This window comes from Sphingobacterium hotanense (assembly GCF_008274825.1).
GTDB lineage: Bacteria > Bacteroidota > Bacteroidia > Sphingobacteriales > Sphingobacteriaceae > Sphingobacterium > Sphingobacterium hotanense.
In genome coordinates, this window is sequence record NZ_CP030848.1 from 3,311,914 (window position 1) to 3,335,789 (window position 23,876).

Annotated in this window: 22 protein-coding genes and 1 pseudogene; 10 read left to right on the forward strand and 13 right to left on the reverse strand. The window is 40.2% G+C overall.

What is annotated here, in order from left to right:
- Positions 1–2: 2 nt before the first annotated feature.
- The 5 genes from DSM08_RS13985 to folB form a co-directional block, all read right to left on the reverse strand.
- Complete coding sequence (locus tag DSM08_RS13985) at positions 3–1,052, reverse strand: efflux RND transporter periplasmic adaptor subunit (protein WP_149526737.1); 1,050 nt, start codon at positions 1,050–1,052, stop codon at positions 3–5.
- Positions 1,053–1,059: 7 nt separating this feature from the next.
- Entirely contained in the window at positions 1,060–2,418 is a 1,359-nt protein-coding gene (locus DSM08_RS13990) for a TolC family protein (protein WP_149526738.1), read from the reverse strand.
- A gap of 33 nt (positions 2,419–2,451) precedes the next feature.
- A complete protein-coding gene (locus DSM08_RS13995) occupies positions 2,452–3,084 on the reverse strand; it encodes a TetR/AcrR family transcriptional regulator (RefSeq protein ID WP_246172275.1) in 633 nt (210 codons plus the stop codon).
- 139 nt (positions 3,085–3,223) lie between these two features.
- The gene (locus DSM08_RS14000) at positions 3,224–3,667 is read right to left on the reverse strand and encodes an Hsp20/alpha crystallin family protein (protein ID WP_149526739.1); all 444 of its coding nucleotides are present in this window, start codon (positions 3,665–3,667) and stop codon (positions 3,224–3,226) included.
- 222 nt (positions 3,668–3,889) lie between these two features.
- Positions 3,890–4,255, reverse strand: coding sequence for a dihydroneopterin aldolase (folB, locus tag DSM08_RS14005; RefSeq protein WP_149526740.1), 366 nt, complete (start codon positions 4,253–4,255; stop codon positions 3,890–3,892).
- A 75-nt stretch (positions 4,256–4,330) separates the two neighbouring features.
- On the opposite strand from folB, the gene DSM08_RS14010 reads away from it, so the two are divergent.
- Positions 4,331–5,068 carry a 3-keto-disaccharide hydrolase gene (locus tag DSM08_RS14010; RefSeq protein WP_149526741.1) on the forward strand — a complete coding sequence of 246 codons (738 nt, stop codon included), beginning with the start codon at positions 4,331–4,333 and terminating at the stop codon, positions 5,066–5,068.
- Between the two features lie 82 nt (positions 5,069–5,150).
- Here the strand turns inward: DSM08_RS14010 and DSM08_RS14015 are convergent, their stop codons facing one another.
- Positions 5,151–6,665, reverse strand: a complete 1,515-nt coding sequence (locus tag DSM08_RS14015) for a carbon-nitrogen hydrolase family protein (RefSeq protein WP_149526742.1) — start codon at positions 6,663–6,665, stop codon at positions 5,151–5,153.
- A gap of 830 nt (positions 6,666–7,495) precedes the next feature.
- Between DSM08_RS14015 and DSM08_RS14020 the strand changes: the two genes are divergently transcribed.
- Positions 7,496–7,948, forward strand: a complete 453-nt coding sequence (locus DSM08_RS14020) for a hypothetical protein (RefSeq protein ID WP_149526743.1) — start codon at positions 7,496–7,498, stop codon at positions 7,946–7,948.
- A gap of 72 nt (positions 7,949–8,020) precedes the next feature.
- On the opposite strand, the gene DSM08_RS14025 is transcribed toward DSM08_RS14020, so the two are convergent.
- The gene (locus tag DSM08_RS14025) at positions 8,021–8,317 is read right to left on the reverse strand and encodes a HigA family addiction module antitoxin (RefSeq protein ID WP_149526744.1); all 297 of its coding nucleotides are present in this window, start codon (positions 8,315–8,317) and stop codon (positions 8,021–8,023) included.
- 375 nt (positions 8,318–8,692) lie between these two features.
- Here DSM08_RS14025 and DSM08_RS14030 point away from each other — a divergent pair, with 375 nt between their 5' ends.
- Positions 8,693–9,781: a TlpA family protein disulfide reductase gene (locus DSM08_RS14030; RefSeq protein ID WP_149526745.1), complete on the forward strand. Its 1,089-nt coding sequence runs from the start codon at positions 8,693–8,695 to the stop codon at positions 9,779–9,781.
- Between the two features lie 353 nt (positions 9,782–10,134).
- The gene (locus tag DSM08_RS14035; protein ID WP_149526746.1) at positions 10,135–10,584 is read left to right on the forward strand and encodes a hypothetical protein; all 450 of its coding nucleotides are present in this window, start codon (positions 10,135–10,137) and stop codon (positions 10,582–10,584) included.
- 111 nt (positions 10,585–10,695) lie between these two features.
- Here the strand turns inward: DSM08_RS14035 and DSM08_RS14040 are convergent, their stop codons facing one another.
- Together DSM08_RS14040 and DSM08_RS14045 are read right to left on the reverse strand one after the other, a co-directional pair.
- A complete protein-coding gene (locus DSM08_RS14040; protein WP_149526747.1) occupies positions 10,696–11,016 on the reverse strand; it encodes a DUF3467 domain-containing protein in 321 nt (106 codons plus the stop codon).
- A gap of 20 nt (positions 11,017–11,036) precedes the next feature.
- A complete protein-coding gene (locus DSM08_RS14045; RefSeq protein ID WP_149527737.1) occupies positions 11,037–12,152 on the reverse strand; it encodes a M42 family metallopeptidase in 1,116 nt (371 codons plus the stop codon).
- 94 nt (positions 12,153–12,246) lie between these two features.
- On the opposite strand from DSM08_RS14045, the gene lgt reads away from it, so the two are divergent.
- Positions 12,247–13,077 carry a prolipoprotein diacylglyceryl transferase gene (lgt, locus tag DSM08_RS14050; RefSeq protein ID WP_149526748.1) on the forward strand — a complete coding sequence of 277 codons (831 nt, stop codon included), beginning with the start codon at positions 12,247–12,249 and terminating at the stop codon, positions 13,075–13,077.
- A 44-nt stretch (positions 13,078–13,121) separates the two neighbouring features.
- The gene (locus DSM08_RS14055) at positions 13,122–14,321 is read left to right on the forward strand and encodes a multidrug effflux MFS transporter (protein WP_149526749.1); all 1,200 of its coding nucleotides are present in this window, start codon (positions 13,122–13,124) and stop codon (positions 14,319–14,321) included.
- 133 nt (positions 14,322–14,454) lie between these two features.
- Here DSM08_RS14055 and aroQ read toward each other — a convergent pair whose 3' ends face one another.
- On the reverse strand, positions 14,455–14,874 hold the full coding sequence (aroQ, locus tag DSM08_RS14060) for a type II 3-dehydroquinate dehydratase (RefSeq protein ID WP_149526750.1): 420 nt from the start codon (positions 14,872–14,874) through the stop codon (positions 14,455–14,457).
- A gap of 33 nt (positions 14,875–14,907) precedes the next feature.
- Positions 14,908–16,545 carry a gliding motility protein RemB gene (locus tag DSM08_RS14065; protein ID WP_149526751.1) on the reverse strand — a complete coding sequence of 546 codons (1,638 nt, stop codon included), beginning with the start codon at positions 16,543–16,545 and terminating at the stop codon, positions 14,908–14,910.
- 188 nt (positions 16,546–16,733) lie between these two features.
- On the opposite strand from DSM08_RS14065, the gene DSM08_RS14070 reads away from it, so the two are divergent.
- The 3 genes and pseudogenes from DSM08_RS14070 to DSM08_RS14080 all read left to right on the forward strand — a co-directional run.
- The gene (locus DSM08_RS14070; protein WP_149526752.1) at positions 16,734–18,155 is read left to right on the forward strand and encodes a glycoside hydrolase family 125 protein; all 1,422 of its coding nucleotides are present in this window, start codon (positions 16,734–16,736) and stop codon (positions 18,153–18,155) included.
- A gap of 127 nt (positions 18,156–18,282) precedes the next feature.
- Positions 18,283–19,107 carry a glutamate racemase gene (gene murI / locus DSM08_RS14075; RefSeq protein ID WP_149527738.1) on the forward strand — a complete coding sequence of 275 codons (825 nt, stop codon included), beginning with the start codon at positions 18,283–18,285 and terminating at the stop codon, positions 19,105–19,107.
- A gap of 138 nt (positions 19,108–19,245) precedes the next feature.
- Positions 19,246–20,786, forward strand: a pseudogene (locus DSM08_RS14080) (IS1182 family transposase); the annotation flags it as partial.
- Between the two features lie 181 nt (positions 20,787–20,967).
- Here DSM08_RS14080 and DSM08_RS14085 read toward each other — a convergent pair.
- Entirely contained in the window at positions 20,968–21,390 is a 423-nt protein-coding gene (locus tag DSM08_RS14085; protein WP_149526753.1) for a SufE family protein, read from the reverse strand.
- Between the two features lie 6 nt (positions 21,391–21,396).
- Positions 21,397–22,620 (reverse strand): aminotransferase class V-fold PLP-dependent enzyme, encoded by a 1,224-nt coding sequence (locus DSM08_RS14090; RefSeq protein WP_149526754.1) that lies wholly within the window; start codon positions 22,618–22,620, stop codon positions 21,397–21,399.
- A 213-nt stretch (positions 22,621–22,833) separates the two neighbouring features.
- On the opposite strand from DSM08_RS14090, the gene DSM08_RS14095 reads away from it, so the two are divergent.
- On the forward strand, positions 22,834–23,829 hold the full coding sequence (locus tag DSM08_RS14095) for an acyl-ACP desaturase (RefSeq protein ID WP_149526755.1): 996 nt from the start codon (positions 22,834–22,836) through the stop codon (positions 23,827–23,829).
- The last annotated feature ends 47 nt before the right edge of the window (positions 23,830–23,876 follow it).

Sequence of the window (23,876 nt, forward strand, 5' to 3'; positions counted from 1 at the left end):
TCCTATTTTATCACCTTAATTGGCGAGCCATCCTGTAAATAGGGCGAGCCCGATACGATCAACGCACTGGCATCTTCCAATCCGGATTCAATAAGTACCTCATCCTTCTCCATCGAAGCAACTTTGACTTTCTGCTTTCTGGCGGTCTTTCCATCTTTACTAATGAAGACATAGCCCTCCGCTCCATTGCCATCTAATAAGGAAGAAAATGGAATACGCCAGCCGTTGCTAGCGCTGCTCTGGCTTACTGCAATCTGCGATTTACCAAATACCCCGGAGGCTAGTTTCCCGGCAGGTTTGCCTTGGAGCGCCAAATGAATAGTAAATGTTCCTGACTGAGGATCTAAACCTTCGGACTTCTTAGCAACCGCGGCGGCTAGGGTACTGTTTGGGATGGCATCCGTCTGAATGGTCGCTTTATCGCCCACCTTAATTTGCGCCCACTGGCTGTCGCTTACCCCTACTTTCAGCATCCAGGTGCCGTTGCTAGCGCCATTAACCTGTAGAACCGGAGTACCCGGCCCTACAACCTGCCCTTCATTAGCCAATTTCGCCAATACAAAACCCGATACAGGAGAATGTATCTGTGATTGCTGTTGATTGAAACCGACTGATTTGAGGTCTTCCTGTGCCACCGCTAGAACGGTTCTTGCATTCTGCAGCTGTTCCAGTGTAGCTACGCTATCTCTGTAGAGCTTTTCCGCTCGCTCATAATCTCTTCTAGCCTTTTCTACTCCCAATCGTGCTTGACCGGCCTTCGCATCTACCTCGGAAGTATGTACTGCCGCTAATACCTGTCCTTTACGAACAGCATCGCCCTCTTTGACGAATATACGCGAGATAACGCCGCCATTCTTAAATCCTAATAAGGTTTCATCATCGGTTGTAAAAACGCCGGTGGCTTCCACCACACTTATCGTTCCGTTCTGCTGCAAGGGAACCAGTTTTACAGGGATTGTATCCTGAACCGGAATCCCCGCACTGCGTTCCGCCTGATGGCAGCTGCTCAATAAAAATATTCCGAATGCTATGCTTGTTAGTGTTGTTCTCATGTCTTGATTAGTTTAATGGGTAGCTTGCAGTTTCTCTCTCGAATTTTGCCATAGCGGATAATAGTTTGTATGCCGCGATATTGTTGGCCAATTTAGCGTTGGTATATTGCGATCGCGCGTCTATCGTCTCTAGATAAGTATTGACTCCCTCGTTAAACCCGCGCTGTATCAATCGTTGGTATGTAGCTGCAGCATCTAATTGAACTTTTGAGCTCTCAAAGTTCTTTTGGGTCGCGATCAGTTCATTTTTTGCCACACTTGCAGCTAGCTCCAATTGTTGTCGTGCCTGATCCAATTTATTCTGTGCCTCCGCGACAGCGATTTGGTTTTCCTGAATTTTTAAGCGGTTTCTATTCCCTGCGAAGATGGGAAAGCTGAGCTGTGCGCCGATCATATAATATTGAGAATTGCTGTTGATGCGCAACCCTTCCGCTTGCGAACCCAAGTCAAGAAACGCACTCAACTTCGGCACAAAAACCTGTTTGCTCATCGCAAGCATGGTTTCCTGAATTTCGATATTATCGTTGAGCGACTTCAATTCTTCCCGTCCCTCAACTTCCACGGCTAAAGCCTCGCCATTGGATTGCAAATCCTTATTTTGGGGGATAAGATCGATAGCAGCGTCTGCGGGACGATTCAGCAGGGCATTGAAATAATACTGTGCATTGCGCAATTGCTGTTCGGCTTCAGCCAGCTTAGCCTCATGTTGCGCAATCTCGGCGTTCGCACGAATGACATAGGCCGGCAAGCCTTTTCCCGCTTCCAGTAACTTCTCGTTCACCCGTTTTCCCTCTCCTGCTAAGACGATTGCATTCTTATAGATAGCAACGGCATCCAACGCACTCAGATAATTAAAATAAGCCACTTTAATATCCTTTACGAGCTCACGTTGATATAATTCTATTTCGCGCTTCGACATCTTTACCATCGTCTCGCGAATCGTGCGATTATGTTTGATATCCGTATTGATGATAGGGACCGCCGTTCTAATTTTTGCGTCGTAATAGTTTTTGGGCAAAAAGTTGATCTGTTCGTTTTCGATTTGCGGGAAGTTCTGCGAATTGGTAAGTTGGTTGAGCGTAGCGTAGACTGGATTTAGCATGTCCCCAATCGGCAAGTCAATTGATCTACCGCCATCGGCATGCGAATAGGTCAAATCAAATGTAATGTTTGGTAGAAACATGCTTCGTGCGACCTCCAATCCGTTCATAGCCTTCTTCAAAGAAAGATCCTTTTCAATCAGCACCAAGTTACTATCCAAACCCTGCCTTATATATTGGTCAAGAATGGGCTCTTGTGCTTTAGAGGGAAGCCCTAGCAATATAAAAAAGGCTATGCTGTAAAACTGTATAAGGAAGGTTTTCATTATTAACAGTGTTAAGTTATGATTTAAAATTTTTTATTTCGTCTGCTCTATAAAAGACACGTAAACTTCAAAGGTTTTATTGACTAAATCCCTTACAGTGTACTGCATCTCTAGCGTTTCAGTTATTTTACTTAAATGATTTGACAGGTATAGCGTAACAAGACCATGTACGGCGCCCCAAGCTTGAAATGCAACTAAATCCGTTTCTTTATCTTTAAACCATCCTTGCTCCTGGCACTGAGCGATAGTCAGGCGCAGAAAGTCAAACACACGCTCTCCTTCGGGCCATTGCTCCTCGATACAGTTAGCATCCAAGAATTCCATGGGCTCTTTCATCATAAACATAACCTGATAATAATCAGGATTACGGAAGGCAAAATCAATATAATTACGCCCTAGCGCCTTGAATCGTTGAAAAGGATCATCAACCGAATCCAAAGCCATAAACTGCTGACGTAGGAGTTGAAATCCCTCTTGATGTAAGGCATAAACAATATCATTCTTGTCTTTATAGTATAGGTAAATGGTTGTGGGGCTAAATTCGATTTCCTTGGCGATCTTCCGAATAGACGTAGCCTCATACCCTTCCTGTACAAACAACTTCTTCGCGGCCTCTAAAATGGCCAACTTAAGATCTTCTTTATGCTTTTGTTTTTTGTCTTTCATTTCTATTTTTACCAAACAAAACTACTTAACACCGTTAAGTAATAAAAGCATTCTTTAATCTTAAGACATTCAAATGACAAATAACAACAAAGGGCCGTCTAAAAGACGGCCCTTCTTCAACTAACCACAACTAATCTTCTTACTTAACCTCTATAAGTCTCTTTGCTACGATCGCTTCCTCTTTTTTACCGATCTTAACCTCTAACACGCCATTTTCATAAACAGCATCGATGTTCGAATAGTCAACAATTTCCGGTAAAGTGAAGGATCTTGAGAAAGATGTATAGCTAAATTCCTTTTTGCTATAAACTTTTCCTTCTTCTACTTTTTCTTCTTGTTTTTCTACAGAAATCGAGATAATGTTCTTGTCCACATTGATCTTGAAATCTGATTTTTGTAAACCAGGAGCTGCTACTTCAATGCTGAATGCCTCTGCTGATTCTGTAATGTTTACTGCAGGAACTCGAGTTACCAAACGATCAGAAATAAATGAATCGTTGAATAAATTGTCAAACACGTTGTTAACAAATGGGTTCACTGCATCAGTGTTGTAAGATTTTCCAGGTAATTTAATTAATGCCATTTTATATTTCCTCCTTATATTTTTTACTTATTTATTTTTTAAAATCAAATACACTAGCTACTATTCAACTTATGTACCAAGCGAATTTAGAAGCAACAAACTGCTATTTTGACACTTAATCAAGGTTTTAATAAGTCAAAATGTCCGAACAAAAACAGTTAAGCGCTCTTCTTTATAGAAGATAACGCAAAAATTATTCGGTTTAATATGGGTAATAAAAGTTTAACGTTGAAAGGAAAGTGAGACTACCGAGTTCGCCAAATCGCCACCAAAAGGAGGATTCATCTTTTTAATGCTAACCTCAATTTGCTCTAGATAAGCATAGCCTTCTAATAATTTATTGAGAATGTCTTCAGCTGCGGACTCCAGTAACTTCCGGCGGGGGCTCATCACTTCGGCTAGTATCCGATATAAATCTTCGTAATTGAGGGTATTGTTAAGGTCTTCGGCATCTGGATTTTTGAAGGGGAAGCTCACAGAAACATTCACAAAAAACTCGTTCCCTAATAATTGTTCTTCTTCGTAGAAGCCAATAGGTGAAAAGAAACGTACGTTATCGAGTGCGATTTTCTGTGTTATCTGAGCCATTATCAAAAGTTTAAGCGGATATTTTCAGATAAAATTAGACATATTTCTTATATTAACCTAAATTAACTTAAACCTATGAACAGATTCAGCATGATATTAGCGCTAGTAGGCTTGGCCCTTACCACGAACGCGCAGACTAAATTTCAACCGCAGGATACCGAATTTTATGAACCAAAAATTCGTGTGGTAACGACGCAAGCCAACGCTGCCCCTAGCGATGCAATCGTATTATTTGATGGCAGCAACTTAAACGAATGGGTAAGCGAGAAAGATAAATCCAGCGCGCCGCAATGGACCATAAAGAATGGTGTACTGACGGTAACTCCAAAGACCGGCGGAATTCAAACGAAGCGCAAATTCGGCGATATGCAATTGCATATCGAATGGAAAAGCCCCGAAGTTATCAAAGGTGAGGGACAAGGTCGCGGCAACAGCGGACTATTCCTGAGCGATGGAGCCTACGAAATCCAAATCTTAGACAATGACGATAATAAAACTTATGTGAACGGACAAGCGGGCAGTTTATATAAACAAGCACCTCCCTTGGTCGAAGCGCGGAAACCTGCCGACGGATGGCATACCTATGATCTTTTATATACAGCGCCAAAGTTCAATAAGGACGGACATCTAATCAAAAGAGGGCAGGTTACATTATTGCACAATGGTGTCGTGGTTCAATATAATACAGAACTGCAAGGAACAACAGAGTATATTGGTCTACCTAAGATAAGAGTACATGGGCCAGGCTCCATATCGCTCCAAGATCATGGCGATTTAGTAAGCTTTAGAAATATCTGGGTACGGGAATTATAAGCAATCGGTTTTGAAACGAGGATAATCAGAAATCAGGATAAAAATAAAGAGCCGTATTCAACTACGGCTCTTTATTTTTACTCTAATCTTTTAAAAGCTTCACTTCATAAAGATCTTTTCGACGGTCGCGTAAGATCTTCACCGTTCCGTATTCGTTCAGATCCTTCAAGGCATATAAATCCACGTCCGCAATCAATACCATCTCGGTATTTGGTGTTGCTTCGGCTTTGATTGCATTATTTGGGAACGCAAAATCGGAAGGTGTGAATACAGCCGATTGGGAATATTGAATATCCATATTATTCACTCTCGGCAAGTTGCCCACCGAACCTGCAATAGCCACATAGCACTCATTTTCAATCGCTCGTGCCTGTGCACAAGAACGGACACGGATATAACCGTTCTGTGTATCTGTCATAAAAGGTACAAACAGGATCTGCATCCCTTGATCTGCCAGAATACGACCTAGCTCAGGGAATTCCACATCATAACAGATCAATAATCCAATCTTACCACAGTCTGTATCGAAAACTTTAATCTCATTTCCGCCTACCAAACCATAATACCGCATCTCATTAGGCGTAATATGCACCTTTTTATAAGAGTCTAAGCTACCGTTACGATGGCATAAATAAGAGACGTTGTATAACTTACCACGTTCCATCAACGGCATCGAACCGGCAATAATATTGACGTTGTAAGACACTGCGAATTGCTGTATCTTTTCAATGATTTCCTTGGTATGTTCGGCAAGTTTCTCCATCGCCATACGCTCCGGCAACTCATTATACGGGCTCATCAATGGGGTATTGAAAAACTCCGGAAACATGATAAAGTCTGTACCATAATCACTTACGGTATCAACGAAGAATTCCACCTGATCATAAAACTCCTGCAGATCCTTGAACAAACGCATTTGCCATTGCACCAAGCCCAAACGAATGGTACGCTTAGAGGCAGAGCCCGAACGCGAGTCTGGTTCATAGTAGATGTTGTTCCACTCCAATAACGTCGCCACTTCCTTCGACTCAGTGTCCTCAGGCAGGTAGTTCTTTAGTACTTTCTTTACGTGGAAGTCATTGGAAAGCTGAAACGTAAGGGTAGGGTCATAAATCTCCTTCCGCTTTACTTTCTCGATATAGGTACGCGGTGTCATCGAATCCGCGTAATTATGATAGTTCGGAATACGTCCGCCGGCAACAATACGCTGCAGGTTCATTTCCTCACATAATTCCTTTCGCGCATCATATAAACGTCTACCCAATCTTAATGAGCGGAAATCCGGGTGCACAAAGACCTCGATACCATACATGGTATCCCCTTCATAATCGTGCTTATCGAACTTTCCGTCGTCGATTATCGAGTAATATTTATCGTATATATTGGTTTTGGTCGAGTCGATAATAATGGATAGCGCACAAGCTACCACCTTTCCATTCACCTCCACTGCAATTTGCCCCTCCGGAAATATATCGATCAAATCGACGATATTCTCCTTCGTCCAGGCATCTCCTACTAATCCATGATAAGCTTCCTCCATGGAAGTCTTCAAATCCTTGTAATCTCTCTTACTTAGGTTCCTTACTTTAATATCCATATGTTACCGAATATAATACAAAAGCCATTCCACTTATTGGGTCAGAATTGAGTTTTTAGCCGTTAAATGATGATGATTTTGAACCCTGCAAAAATATAAAAATTCGAACCAACGGAGATTTTATTTTTTTGGATATCTTAATTTTCAATGGATTAGCAGAAGAAAAAGTTAAAGTCTTAGCCTGAATTTGAGTTTACTGGAATTGAAACTTTGGCTTTTAGTTTAGCTGCCAGGGACTACTCTACTTTAAATTATTAGATTTTCTGAAGCAGCCTATATCCATATTCTATTGGAGATGCGATTAGTTAAATCTAATGTATACCCCTTACTAACCCAAATCAAAGCCCTTTTCAAACGGTTTTGATTTGGGTTTGTATTGGGTTTGAATTGGGTTAATAAGGGTTTAGTGTCGAACTAGTTTCGACAAATGGACGATGAAAACTTACTACGTCTACTTCTAAGCTTTTATTCGTAATAATATTTGAGGGATATAAAAACACTATTGAATTGATGAGCGTTTTTGAAAAAACAAAGCCTAGATTGTTAATTCCAGGCTCTTCTTTTAGTTTAAAATCAGGAGGTTAGATTACCGTATTTAACGTTTGCCTTACTTATAAATAAGAGTTGCCACTACTCGAAAATTCAAACAACTTAAATAATCAACTAATGTTAATCCGGCATAGGAAATCGACGGATCTAATGAACATTTTGAAAAGTATTCGAAGCAAAAAATCTTGACATTAAACAATATTATTGACAAGAAAAACTCTAAACAAATAGCAATATCCTTATTTTCAAACTAACTAATTATAAACCTTAAAAATTATCAAATGAATAAGTTGTATTTATTTGCGCTACTGTTACTTTTTACCTCATGTACCAAAGAAGAAGATGAGACGAATGAGTATGCTACCGGGAACGATAAAGTTGGTATTGTTGGCAAATGGAAATTAGTCGAGTATGTTACTGTTGATAGTTGGGGAAATTATGTGACACAAGATAAAACTAGTGAAAATTATGTTATTTCTTTTGACTCTTTAGGTAACTCTACTGATTCGCGAATTTCCTGTGAGGGGAAATACTTTGTTGTTGAAGACGCATCAGAGCCTGAAAATAAACGAAATATACTATCAATATCTTTTGATTGTAATAAGACAAATACTGAAATAGATTTACGAGATTATAAATATAGCATGGGTTTTGCAGACAATAACCGTCTTGTTCTGAATGCAATACAGTGTATTGAAGTTTGCGTATATGAATTTAAGCGATTGAAAGATTAGTGTTCCTTAGCTATTTGCAATAATAAAAAGCCCCGCTTAAACGAGGCTCTCATATGGATTATTAAATAAATTTTAAGCGTTTTTGCATTCTTCCTGCATTGCTTTTTGGAAATTAAATGCAGATTGCATGTTATACCATAACTCGCCTGAGGTACCGAGTGCTTTACCAAGTTTTATGGCAAGGTGCGCGGAAATATCTCTCTTTCCTGCGAAAATGAGACTTAAATTATTAGGATATATACCAATTTGTTTTGCAAAATCCTTTTTTTGAATTTGGCGATATTCTATCTCCTCTAATAGAAATTCACCTGGGTGAAACGCCTCGATTTCTATTTCAGCACCATTACTATTAAAGAACTGATTGTTCATATTTTATTAGATTTTAATTCCCCTTGTAGGTTCCAACTACAACGGAAATAAGATTTACTTTTTAGCGTAATGATTAATAATAGATTAGAATCTATTTGTTTTGGAAACAACTAACAATTGGTATAAGCAAATATTATACGAAAGCGAATATTTGACTACAAAAATTATTTATTCGTTAAAATAATTTTTCTTAAATTAAGCGAAACTTTCCATGAAAGCGTAGGCTTTTAAAAACCATTATTATTGATCATGAATTTGATCACCGCCTAGATTAGTCGATATTGGACAATCAATTCCATGTCTCGATCTATTGGAGAGTTCTGAAAGTGCTAATTCAGGAAATAAATTTATGTTCATAATGCAAAACCTTTTTTTATGAAAATTTTATCCTCAATTATTTTTCTTATAACCTTTATCGGTGTTCAAGCTCAAGAATCGAGTTTTACATTAATTGCACATTTAAAAGGCATTTCTAATGGCACCGATTTTTACCTATCCAGTCTTGGAAAAAGCAATAATAGTTATATCTCAACATTAAATGAGGGAAAAGTGTCTTTTAGTGGAATAGTAGATGAGCCAACAATTTATCGATCACAAGCTAAAACTGGTCCTTATTGTTCTATTTGGATAGATAAAGGCATATGGAACCTTTTGGGAGACAGTGCATCTTTTAGTAGGACCGAAATAATGAACTCAAAAATAAATAAGGAACATAAAGCCATTGATAACCAACTCGACTCTTTATGGAAACGGTATGATGAGTTATATAATGAAGCAGATAAAGAAGAAAATGAGGAAGAAAAAAAACTTCTCTTTAATAAACTTTCCGTGTTTAGTGTTTCCATCGACAATATCAGGAAAATGAATGTTTTCACTTTAGAACCATCTTACCGTTTGATGCAGGAACTATACTTCTTAAGGAATTCCTTACCTAAGGATAGCCTTAGATTGGCTTTCTATAGATTCCCTGAAGCAATTAAGAATAGCTCCAATGGGAAATATATCAATGATTTCATAGAAACGGAAACTCTAAAAATAGGTGATTTGGCTCCTGATATCAAAGGGAAAACATTGAAAGGGGATTCTTTAAAATTAAGTGATTTCAAGGGTAAGCTAGTGCTGTTAGATTTTTGGGCTGCTTGGTGTGGCCCTTGTAGACAAAGCAATAAACAACTAATCACGCTGTATGAAAACTATAAGGATAAAGGCTTTGAGATCTTTTCCTTCAGTATAGATAAGAAGTATGATGCATGGAGTAAAGCCTCAAAAGATGATCAGATAGCTTGGGCCAATGTTTCAGATTTACAAGGGCATTATTCTCCTGAAGCTCTGAAATATAGGATTCAAGCGATACCTAAAGCATTTTTAATTGATAAAGAAGGAGAAATATTGAAAGAATTTAGGGGTTATTCTGAAAAACAGAATGATATGATTTTAGAATATCTAAATGAATTGAACAATTAGATATTAAAGAATTATTGAAAATATTTTTTCTTTTCCTTCAACCAACAAACCTTTTGGCTTATCTCGATTTTCCTTTAAATTTCTGAAATTAAATCTCACATCATAAACGTATTTAACGTTTTTCATACTTATAAATAAGAGTAGCCACTAGTCTAAAATCCAAACGCCTTAAATTATCAACTATTAGTAATCCGACACAGAAAATAGACGGATCTAATAAATATTTTGAAATAAGCTTCGTTGAGAAAAAAAAATCTTGACATGAATCAATATTATTTGATGGGAAAACTTCTAAACATAGAGTAATATTCTTATGTTTAATATACCTAATTATACACCTTAAAAATTATCAAATGAGTAAGTTATATTTATTTGTGCTATTGTTACTTTTTACTTCATGTAGTAAAGAAGAAGAAAAAGATAATGAGTATGCTACTGGAAACGAGAAAGTTGGTATTGTTGGCAAATGGAAATTGGTGAGTACTGAAACTGATAATGGAGGAGGCGACCTAACTGTAAGTGACAGAACAAGCGAAAACATAATTATGACATTAGATTCCAAAGGTATTATCAATAGCTCCAGAATGGGATGTGCAGGTCGATATAGTTTTGTAGCGAGGGAAAACCTAACCCATAAAGTTTACAGCATAATAATCACACAGCTTTGTGAAGTGAATGGCAAGCCTTCAGTGGAATATATACGCGAACATCCTGCTGGGTTTAGAGATAATAATACGCTTTTTATCAGTAACGATTGGTGTTTTAAGGGTTGTTCGGATATTTACAGGAGACTGAAGGATTAATTGAATTATCCAAAACAATAGAAGCTGCCCTTTTGGGGCAGCTTCACTCATTTAATCTTGTTATTCATTGGAGATCTCATTGATCTCAAACCTGGCTATAAGGTCTAAAATTTACGCTTCGCCTTTTGTTCCGCCAAAATTCAGAGGAAATGCGACATCTTTCGAGTCAATCTTTCCGTTTTGACCTTCAAATCGGTTGATGTTATCTTGCAGCGCGGTCATCAGGCGCTTGGCATGCTCGGGAGTTAATACGATTCTAGATTTCACTTTCGCTTTCGGCACACCTGGCATGATGCGCACAAAATCGATTACAAATTCCGTGTTAGAATGTGTAATGATCGCTAGGTTCGAATATACCCCTTCCGCAATATCTTCGTTTAGCTCGATGCTAATCTCTTGACCTTCCGGATTGTTTACATTATTGTCTTCCATGGTTAATTGGTTTTTTACTATTATTTACTAAATGTTCTAAAGTCCTGATCTTTCTCGATGGAAAGTAGTACTTCATAAATCAATTTGATCACATTATCTACGTCGTCTTTATGAACCATCTCCACCGTTGTGTGCATGTAGCGCAAAGGTAAGGAAATCAATGCAGATGGTACCCCACCATTTGAATAAGCGAATGCATCGGTATCCGTTCCGGTATATCTGGAAGACGCTTGACGTTGGATTGGAATATTGTTCTTATTCGCCACTTCGATCAATTGTCTATTCAAATTGATCTGTACCGCAGGGGCATAAGATACCACCGGACCTTTACCGCAGGCTAGATCACCCTGTGTAATTTTATTGATCATCGGTGTGTTTGTATCATGCGTTACGTCAGTTACGATAGCCACATTGGGTTTAATATATTGCGCGATCATCTCTGCTCCACGAAGCCCAATCTCTTCCTGTACAGAATTGACGATATATAATCCAAATGGAAGTTTCTGCTTGTTTTCTTTTAGCAATCTCGCTACCTCCGCAATCATAAAACCACCGGCACGGTTATCCAATGCACGACCTACATAGTAACGGTTATTTAAGACCATAAACTCGTCTTCATAAGTCACTACGCATCCGACATGTATGCCGAGTTCTTCTACTTCTTCTTTCGAGGTGCAGCCACAGTCCAAGAAAATATTCTTTAGGGTTGGAGCTTCTTCCTTCTCCCCCGCGCGGGTATGAATTGCCGGCCAACCGAATACCGCTTTCACAATACCTTTATCCGTGTGGATATTCACACGCTTGGAGGGTGCAATCTGATGATCAGAACCACCATTACGAATTACGTAAATTAAACCATCCTTAGAGATGTAGTTTACAAACCAGGAAATCTCATCGGCATGTGCTTCAATGACTACCTTGTAGGTTGCCTTCGGATTGATGATCCCTACTGCTGTTCCGTAGTTATCAATATAGGTGTCGTCCACATATGGTTTCAAATAATCTAACCACATGCGCTGCCCTTCCCATTCGAAGCCTGTCGGCGATGGGTTGTTGATATATTTTTCAAAAAAAGCTAATGATTCTTCGGTCACAACGGTAGGTGTAGATTCCTCTTTTATCTTCTTCTTTGCCATCATATTGTTGTTAATTCTTGCAAATTAAGTATTTCCTTAATTTTCGCAAAAATAAAAACCGAAAGCTTATCTTTACCGAACAATAAACACAATTATGCAGGATTTATTAAGCTATATAATTTGGGATCCTAAGCCTGAAATCTTTAAAATTGGCTCTTTCGGCCTTCGTTATTATTCCGTTTGCTGGTTATTGGCATTTGCTGCTTCATATTACTTTATGTTAAAGGTATTTAAGAAGGAAAACAAATCTCAAGACCTTTTAGACAAGCTTACGATCTATATTTTCGTCGGTACGTTAGTAGGTGCTCGTTTAGGGCATTGTTTATTTTACGATTTCGAATACTACAAGGATCATATCCTAGAAATTTTTATTCCGTTCCAAAAAGATCCTGCCGGCAATTGGCATATGACTGGTTTTACAGGACTTGCGAGTCATGGCGGTGCCTTAGGAATCCTGACCGCGATGTGGCTCTTTTGTCGCAATACCAAAACCGACTTCATATGGCTTGCCGACCGCTTGGTGCTAGTCGTACCGATTGCCGGTGCATTCATCCGCCTGGGTAACTTCTTCAATTCGGAAATAATTGGAAACCCGACAGAATTACCATGGGCAGTCGTATTCAGCAATATCGACAACATCCCTAGGCATCCGGCACAAATGTATGAAGCGATCGCCTATACGCTGATCTTTATTCTCTTGTGGAGCATGTACCAAAAGAATCATAAACCTATTCCAGGCAAACTTTTTGGTCTTTTCTTAATTCTATTATTTGGAGCCCGCTTCGTAATCGAGTATGTGAAGATAGATCAGGTCGAATTTGAAGCAGGCATGTTGCTGAATATGGGACAGATATTGAGTATACCGTTTATTTTGGTTGGAATATTTTTGTTACTTCGAAAACCAAAGGAAACTAAACGCGTTTAAAATACTACATTTGCCCTCCCTAAAAAGAGGGCATTTTTAATACTATGCAAAAACTGAGAAACAATAGAAAGGTCACACTGCTCATCTTGGGGCTATTGTCGGCAATCGGTCCATTTTCTATAGACATGTATCTACCGGCATTTGAAAATATTGCTAATGACTTCAACAGTCCATTAGAAAAAGTTCAATTGTCCTTAACCAGCTTCTTTATCGGTATTGCATTCGGCCAGATTATCTACGGTCCCTTACTGGATAAATTCGGCAGGAAGAAACCCCTACTGGTCGGTTTAGGGATTTACGTGGTCGCGTCGATCTTATGCGTATTCACACGCGACATCAATCACTTGATCTTTCTACGCTTTTTACAGGCATTAGGAAGCTGCGGAGGGATGGTCGGTGCCCGAGCTATGGTAACCGATTATTATAACAGCAGGGAGGCTGCAAGGGTGTTCAGCTTGCTGATGCTCGTGATCGGTATCTCCCCTATTCTTGCACCGAGTGCGGGAGCGATGTTATTGAATTACCTAGACTGGCACTATATCTTTCTTCTGCTAGCAATCATGGCATCTTTGATTTTCTTGGGAACCATGTTCCTACTCCCCGAAACCTATGCCGGAAATAAGAATTTATCGCTTGCACCAAAATCTATTCTCCAAACCTTTTGGAAAGTACTGAGCAATAAAGTGTTTATCACCTATTGCTTGATCGGATCCATTGCTTCATCGGGCACTTACGCCTACTTGGCAGGATCTTCCTTCGTCATGCAGAAATACTTTGGATTGGATAAAAGTCAATATGGGCTTGCATTCGCCTTCGTTGCCTCGGCCATGGTCGTGGCGACACAGTTGAATCGATGGTTGCTGAAGAATCGTACGAGTGCAGACATTAGTAAATATGCAAACATCTGGCAAGCAGCTATCGGTGTTTGTATGATTATCGCCTTGGGAGCTGGATTTTTGAGCTTTCCGGTATTGTTGGGATTAATCTTTCTCTTCCTTTTTGGTTATGGTTTTATCTTTCCGAATACTTCCGCGATTGCATTGTCGCCTATGCGCCATCTCGCTGGCAGTGCTTCCGCACTATTGGGCTGTATTCAAATGGCAATCGGGGCATTTTCGTCCGGGATGGTAAGCGTCTTGCACAATGAAACACCTTGGCCAATGCTTTCGGTTATGTGTGCCGGCGCGGTAATCTCTTTGATTCTGCACCTGATCGCGAGACGGACGGTAAAAGTAGATTTATAAAAATGTATGAAAGTATATAAAAGAGAAGGGGCTGATTATCGTCAGCCCCTTCTCTTTTTTCTGAAAGTGTCTGTTTTCAGAGGCCATCAAGAACTTTCATCCCTGTTGGTGTTTCAAAGGAAACATGAAAGTTTTATATTAAACTCTCAATTCCGAGTCGATAACTATCAAGCCCGAAGCCTAAAATGACTCCCTTGCAATTTTTAGATAGGTAAGAATGATGTCTAAACGCTTCCCGCTGATGTACATTGGAAATATGGACTTCTATTACCGGCGTATTGATGGCAGCGATTGCATCAGCAATAGCCACGGAAGTATGCGTGTAAGCTCCGGCATTTAATACAATACCGTCATAGCTGAATCCTACTTCGTGGAGTTTATCAATGATAAATCCTTCGGTATTGCTTTGAAAGTAGCTTAATTCTGCATTATCGGCAAATCGTTCTTTCAAGGTTTCGAAATAGGTTTCGAAAGATTGATCTCCATATATCCCTTTTTCGCGAACGCCCAATAGATTCAGATTCGGCCCGTTTAGTATCAGTATTTTCTTCATGGTTTTGATTAATACAATAAAGATAATAGAATCTTACATATCACCATAGAAATTGCGGAAACTAGAACGTAATCCAACGTTGATTACTCCTGATTTTTGAGTTGGCTGGTTCTCTATTTTATTGTATCGCTGTGTGTAGCCAAGTTCTAAGCGCAAGTTATATTTAGGGTTCAAAACATAGGCAGCTTTGAAATCTGCATAGTATAAATCATTTTGTACACCTTGTCCGATTTTATTGCCATAGGTATTTGGCGCGCTACGGTATGATTGGAAGATATCGCCACCCCAGTTAATGATTCCTGACGGAGTAGCTTCATCGGTTCCATAACGGCTATATAAGCCTTGTACGGAGAAATCAAATCTGTTCCAAGAGTAATTTGCAATACCTAGAAGTTCGCGGAAGTTTGCTCCACGAGGGTGGGCTAAAGGCTCGCCTCTATTGCTGTAGTTGGAAATCGAAACATAGTGTTGGTAAGTATAAGGGCGAACCATATTGTACTCTCCTAAGATGTTCAAATTCTTCACACCGAAGATATTAAATGCTTTTGCACCTAACTGTGCACCCCATTTATTATGCACATAGCCATTGTTTGCGAAAAACTCTTTTGCGGTGAATTCTCCTAGCAAGAATTGTCCGTATACCGTTGCATTATCTAAAACTTTGTATTTTGCATTCAGACCTAGGAACATCTTATCCGGTGAAGAGCGGTTGGAGTTTTCAACCGGACGCAGGAATATAACCGGACTAACGTAGTTAAAATCGAAACCACGGTGTCCAGCTTCATTTCTATTTGCCCAAATTACAGATTGGAAGAAACCCACCGACAAACGGTTCGTTACGTTATAATCTAAGTACTGGAATGCTCCCCATTTGATGCCGTCGCCATAGCGACCGCCCGAGTCTAGAGAATCAACACGAGGATTCGTCGGGTCTAGCATATAAGCCCAAATAGAGGTATATTGTACATTACCAATTTTACCGGTAAATTTTAAATGTGCGTAGTTTGAAGAGAAATCCGATAGTAATACCGAACGGTATCCATCTCCTATAAAGTTCTTATCGTAGGCTAAAGTTGCTTGGAAATAATCGCTAAAGTCATAGGTCAAGTTAGCAGTTGCATACATCCAATCCTTCTTTTGTTCCGTATGTCTTTTTGATGCTGCCTGTCCTGGAACAACCATACTCCTAGCAACGTAATCATCAATATGCTCCGGGAAAACACCTTGGTTCTCGAAGAAGTTACCATAGAAGGTAAATTTATCCTTGATCGTCAACCCCGCTTGAATACCACGCGTATTTAACCAAGTCGTTCTTTTGTCCGCCGCTATCAATTCCGACCCGATTTGAAAATCAGGTAATACATCCAAATAAAATGTATGATCTTCTTTTTCAACTTCGATCAGATGCTCATTGAATATCTTTCGCATAAACCAATTATCCGACATCGTCTGATTCGCTGTTTCTATGGAATCAAGTTTGTCCAACAAAGCGCCTTTGAATAAGACCGGCTTTGAAGAAGTATGATAACGGGTATATGGGGAATACAATTCCTCATTCAACTTTTGATATTGTTGATGCGAGAAAGGCTGATTTCTAATCTGTGCTTGCAAAGAGTCTGCGGTTCCGATAAGTAAAACCGTAGCTAAAGCACCATTGATAATATGCTTCATATAATGGATTGGGTGTTTGGGCCTATACTAACAAATACTATTCCTAAAACGGAACAAAAATAGTTTTTAATTCTCAATCCACCCGTATTAACTAGTAATGCTACGCTAAAACGATTTGTTATTTCTAGAATCGACTACAATTTGTATCTTGCTAACGATTGAAATTATAAAACCTCACGAATAAAGATATGAAACGAAGAGCATTTATTCAGAACTCTGCTTTGTTAGGTGCCGGCGTTCTCGCCAGCAAGTTTTCCTTTGCGGAAACAAACCCTAGCTTTCCGGTGGTTCGAACAGCGGAACCAAAGCGCCACTTCAATAGCAAGGTAATTGAAGGGATGATAAAAGAATTCCAGAAAAATGTAGCGGATAAAGAATTAGGCTGGCTATTTAACAATTGCTTACCTAATACGCTTGATACAACTATTTATTTAGAAAATAAGCCTAACCGTCGATTGACCTATGTAATCACTGGGGATATCGATGCGATGTGGCTGAGAGATAGTAGTGCGCAGGTATGGCCCTACTTGCCTTTTATGAAAAAGGACAAGAATCTTCAGGACCTGGTTTTGGGTTTGATCAATAAGCAGTCGGAATGTATATTAATTGATCCCTATGCAAATGCATTCTACAACGACCCTACTAAAAAAGGAGAATGGTTTTCGGATCACACAGACATGAAACCGGGGCTACATGAGCGTAAATGGGAGATCGATTCGCTATGCTACCCTATCCGCTTGGCTTATCATTATTGGAAAACTACGAACGACACGACCCCATTCGACGATACATGGGTACAGGCGCAAGAATTGATCTACAAAACTTTTGTCGAACAGCAGCGTAAAGAAAACCTTGGTCCTTATAAATTTGAACGGACGACAGCACGTGGAACAGACACGCTTCAGGTTGATGGTTATGGTTATCCGGTGAACCCTGTCGGATTGATCGTATCGAGCTTCCGCCCGTCGGACGACTGCAGCATCTTCCCTTTCTTGATTCCTTCGAATCTATTTGCTGTGGTGAGCTTACGTCAGTCTGCGGAAATCATGAGAAAAGTTAAAAACAAGCCTGATGTAGCTGCAAAATTTGAAGCCTTAGCGAACGAGGTAGAGGCAGCAGTCAAACAATATGGTATTGTAGACCACCCAACACATGGACGTGTTTATGCATTTGAGGTCGATGGTTTCGGTAGCTATTTGATGATGGACGATGCGAACGTGCCTAGCTTGCTAGCTCTTCCCTACTTGGGTGCTGTCGATGTGAATGATGAAGTTTACCAACGCACGCGTGCATTCATTCTTTCGGAGAAGAATCCATTTTTCTTCAAAGGCTCGGCTGGCGAAGGTATCGGCGGACCGCATATCGGTCGGGATATGATATGGCCAATGTCTATCATTATGCGCGCATTTACATCAAAGGACGATGCGGAGATTAAGAAATGTGTTCAAATGCTAAAAAATACGCATGGCGGCACAGGCTTTATGCACGAGTCGTTCCATAAGGATGACCCTAAGAAATTTACGCGTCATTGGTTTGCTTGGACCAACACCTTATTCGGTGAATTGATGTGGAAATTATACAAAGAAAAACCGCATCTTTTGAAAGTCTAATCTGGAGATATAGTTGAAGGCTGCCTTTCGGGCAGCCTTTTTCTATTGACAAAGGAAAAAAGAAACCTCATCTTTGTCTACATATGGAAGCAGTGGAGTTAGAGAAGCTGCTTCATCAAAATTCTCTATGAGCGACACAACAATAGCAGGCCCGATCGGGATATTTGATTCCGGATACGGTGGCCTCACGGTATTTAAAGAAATACATAAACAGCTTCCTCAATATGATTACATCTATTTAGGAGATAATGCACGCGTGCCTTATGGGACTAGGTCTTTTGAAACCGTATATGAATTCACCAAAGAGTGTGTTTTCAAGTTATTTGATTTGGGTTGCAACCTGGTTATCTTAGCTTGCAATACGGCTTCTGCAAAAGCTTTACGTTCTATTCAACAAAATGATTTGCCTCTAGGAAAAAAGGTACTGGGCGTCATCAGACCAACATCGGAGATTGTGGACCAATTTACCAAAAGCAATAAGGTTGGCATTTTGGCAACACAAGGAACGGTAAACTCCGAATCCTATGTTATCGAGATCAACAAGTTTCATCCGCAGATTGATGTTTTTCAGCATGCTTGTCCTTTTTGGGTACCCTTGGTGGAGAATAACGAATTGCAGAGCGAGGGCGCTCATTACTTTGTGCAACAAGATATTGAAGAGCTTCTTGCACTTTCTCCGAATATCGACACGATCTTATTGGCCTGCACACACTACCCACTGCTATTGCCTATCATAGAAAAATATGTGCCTGAAGGCATCAATATTATATCGCAAGGGAAGCTTGTTGCTGATAGTCTGGTCGATTATCTAAAACGACATCCGGAGGTAGAGGCACAGTGTAGCAAAGGTAGCAAGCTGCAATTCTTCACGACCGATGATGCGAATGATTTCAATGAAAAGGCGGAGATTTTCTTTGGAAAGAGAATTGCGTCTGAGACGATCAAAGTCTAGATAACTTTAGATAAACAAAGAAAGAGGCTGTCTAAAAAGGTCTCTTAAAGAAAGAACCCCGTCATTAAAAAATGGCGGGGTTTTTCTGTTTTTTTGTCCTTAAGATTTTGTATCTTAAGGTGCACCCAAAAAAACAATATGGCAAACATACAATTCAAAGCGCTTCCATCCAATAGTCCGAGTCTATTTCCTGAGAATATTTTAGATCGTATTCCAATGAATCATCCGGTTCGTTTGGTGAGTCAGGTTGTTGACCAGTTGGATCTTGAACCTATTATCCGTCAGTATAAAGGCGGAGGCACCACTAGTTTTCACCCTAGAATGCTCATTAAGGTGCTCTTCTACGCCTATTTAAGCAATATCTATTCTTGCCGAAAAATCGAGCAGGCCCTTCACGAGAACATCCATTTCATGTGGCTTTCAGGGAACAGTACACCTGATTATCGTACGATCAATTATTTCAGAGGAAGCGTCTTAAAGGACAGATACAAGAGCTGTTTGCCAGTATCGTTCGTATGCTACATGATATGGAGTATGTTAGCTTGAAAGTTCAATATGTAGATGGTACCAAGATCGAGTCTGTCGCTGGTCGTTATACGTTCGTTTGGAAGAAATCGGTCGAGAAGAATAAGGTAAAGTTAGAAGCAAACATTGCTTCGGTTCTTTCGGAAATCGAGGCTCAGATCGCCCAAGACCAATCTTCATTAGGTAATCAAGAAGTTAGTAAGGCCATCGATAGCAGTCAGTTGAAGGAAAAGATCGAAGCGATCAATGCCAAGTTCAAAGGAGCCAATAAATCTACTGATAAGCAACTTAAGAAACTTGAAGAGGACTATTTGCCTCGACTAGAGAAATATGAAGAGCAACTGGAAGTACTGGGAGATCGCAATAGTTATAGCAAGACCGATACCGATGCTGTGTTTATGCGGATGAAAGAGGACCACATGAAGAATGGCCAGCTTAAGCCAGCCTATAATACCCAAATCAGCACCGAAGATCAGTTCATCACCCATTACAGCATCCATCAAACAACTGCCGACACCACAACCCTGCCGGAACATTTGGGAGGCTTTGAGTGCCATTACGGAAAACAAAGCGAACAGCTTGTAGCAGACGCCGGTTATGGTAGCGAGCAGAACTATGAATTGATGGAAAAACAGGGCATAACTGCCTTTGTCAAGTACAATTACTTTCATGTGGAACAGAAGCGCAAGCATAAACAGGATCCTTTCTCGGTACAGAATCTGTATTACAACCAGCAAGATGACTATTATGTATGTCCCGCAGGACAGAAGCTCAGCTTTATCGGTCATGCAACCAGAGTTAGTGCCAACGGATACACAGCCCAGGTCAGCTGTTATCAGGCTCAGCGATGCGAAGGCTGCCCGATGCGCAGTGGGTGTCATAAAGCAAAAGGCGATCGGCTCATTGAAGTGAACCATAGACTCAATCAGCTCAAGGATAAAGCCCGGGAAAGACTGGTATCGGAAGAGGGAATGTACCATCGAAGCAAGCGACCCATAGAAGTGGAATCCGTTTTCGGTCAGATGAAAAGCAACAACAGGTTTACCCGGTTCACAATGAAAGGACTGGAGAAAGTCGCTGTGGAGTTCGGATTGATGGCCATTGCCCATAACCTCAGAAAATGGGCGAAAAAGTGGGCAAACGATGTCTTCTTTGGGAATGGTTATAGCGATAAAACACTATATACAATAAAAATTCGAGTCAGGAGCGTTAAAACCATAAAATATCGACTTACTGCTTAAAACTCAAAAATGAAAACAGTAATGAAATCGCAAAAGCTATAAAACAGAAGAAGGTGCCTTTTTAGACACCTTCTTTCCTTGTATATATAGTTTGTTAAATGCCTTGTGCTTGAAAAGCCAGTGCATAGAGCTTCATCTGCTTCACCATAGACAACAATCCGTTGGCACGTGTTGGCGACAAATGTTCTTTTAAACCTATCTGTTCAATAAAATATAGATCGGCTTCTGCTATTTCTTTAGGACTATGGCCGGATAGTACTTTTACCATCAGACTGACCAAGCCTTTGGTGATAACAGCATCCGAGTCTGCCGTAAAGAATAATTTACCGTCTTTTACCTCAGGGAATAACCATACCTTAGATTGGCACCCTTTAATGATATATTGGTCTTGTTTGTTTGCTTCGTCGATCAAAGGGAGTTCCTTCCCTAGCTGGATGATATATTCATATTTCTCCATCCAGTCTTGGTAGAAAGCAAAATCTTCGATTAACTCGTCTTGTATTTCGTTAATTGTCATATCCTTTTATACCAGCATTGCCGTCGCGCGTTTTACGCCAGCGACTAACGCATCAATTTCTTCTTTTGTATTATAGACCGCTAAACTAGCACGCACCGTACCAGGAATATGGAATTGATCCATCACCGGCTGCGCACAATGGTGCCCCGTACGAACGGCGATTCCTAATTTATCCAGAATCACTCCGATGTCGTATGGGTGTGTTCCATCGACTACGAAGGAGATAACAGAGGATTTTTCTTTAGCTGTTCCTATAAAACGAATACCTTCCACCGTGCTCAACTGTTCTGTAGCATAGGCTAAAAGTTCGTCTTCATAAGCTTTAATATTGTCGATTCCCAGATCGTTGATATAGTCTATTGCAGCGTTTAGCGCAATTCCCGCCTCAATGTTCGGTGTTCCGGCTTCGAACTTAAACGGTAGCTCGTTATAGGTTGTTTTCTCGAAGGTTACATCTTTAATCATATCACCACCGCCTTGATAAGGAGGAATCTTATTCAACCATTCTTCTTTGCCGTATAACACACCAACTCCTGTCGGGCCGTACATCTTGTGACCGGAAAACGCTAGAAAATCCACGTCCAGTTCCTGCACATCGATCTTGATATGTTGTACTGCCTGAGCCGCATCCAATAAAACCGGTACGCCCTGCGCATGCGCAAGTTTAATAATTTCTCGAACAGGGTTGATCGTTCCTAACGCGTTGGAAACATAGTTTACAGAAACTAACTTCGTCTTCTCGTTCAACAAGGCTTTGTAGGCTTCCATATCCAGTTCGCCTTCCTCATTCATCGGTATTACCTTTAATGTAGCTCCGCGTTCTTCACAAAGCATCTGCCAGGGCACAATGTTCGAGTGATGCTCCATTGCCGAAACAATAATCTCATCACCCGCATGCACAAACTCGCGTCCGTAACAGGTCGCAACTAAATTAATACTGTCGGTTGTTCCTTTGGTGATGATGACCTCGTAATCATGCGCGGCATTGATAAATTCCTGCAGCTTTCTACGTGTAACTTCGAAGGCATCGGTAGAGATTTGGCTTAAGTAGTGAACACCGCGATGCACATTGCTGTTCATATCGGTATAATATGACATGATTGCATCAATCACTAGCTTAGGTTTCTGTGTTGTAGCACCATTGTCTAGGTAAATCAGCGGTTTACCATTCACTTGGCGTTTTAATATGGGGAAATCCTCACGGATTTTCTGTATATCTAGATTACTCAATTTATTCCGTATTGATGTGAAGGCAAAGTTAACAATAATGCCTACAATCTTAGTATATATTATCTAATATAAACGTAATAATTAGGGACAAAAGCGCAAACAAATGGCGTTTATTGCTGTCTTTTAGATTAAGGATATGGCTAATTATTCCGGCAGGAATTATGAAAATATAAAACTTATATTAAATTTACTTTGATTAACTTTGTTGTAATTATGCAAGAATTACCATTAAACATACCAGAGGGCTCAAGAAAAGAAGTGATGGCTTACTTAGAACCTTTCATGATCAATGAAATGTCTGAGTATTTAAAGCCGGTTGAAGAAATGTGGCAACCTGCCGATTTCTTACCGGACTCTTCACGCGACACTTTTTTTGAGGAGGTGCGCGATTTACAAGAAAGCGCAAAAGAACTTCCTTATGATTTAGTAGCGGTATTGATCGGTGATACAGTAACTGAAGAGGCACTTCCTACTTACGAATCTTGGTTGACAATGGTTGATGACGTGGAGAAGAACGAACAAGGTGGATGGATGAAATGGGTTCGCGCTTGGACAGCTGAAGAGAACCGTCACGGCGACCTATTGAACAAGTACCTTTACCTTTCCGGACGTATTGATATGCGTCAGTTCGAAATCTCAGTACAATACTTAATTAAAGACGGATTTGATATCGGTACAGGGGCAGATCCTTATCGTAACTTTATCTATACCTCATTTCAGGAGTTAGCAACGAATGTATCGCACCGTCGTGTTGCTGGTATTTCGAAAAAGAGCGGCGACAAATTGTTGGCGAAAATGTGTGGCGTAATTGCAGCCGATGAGGCTCGCCATGCGAAAGCCTATATGTCATTTATCTCGCATGCAATGGCTGTTGATCCTTCGGAGGTCATGATTGCATTTGAAGATATGATGCGTAAGAAAATTGTGATGCCGGCGCATTTCTTAAGAGAGTCGGGCGAGCCGCAAGGCGAGGCATTTGCACACTTCTCCGACGCTGCACAGCGCTTAGGTGTTTACACGGCTTTAGATTACGTAGATATTTTAAAGGAACTTATTGCTGATTGGAAAATCGATCAGGTGTCCGGGCTGAACGAAAAGGGCGAGAAAGCTAGAGATTATTTAATGCGTCTTCCTGATCGTCTAACACGCTTGGCGGATAGAATGAGTATTCCTGAAAAGCAATATAATTTCAAATGGATTTATGGATAGTGATTCCGCTATCAAAAATATATGAAGAAGCTGTCGAAAGACAGCTT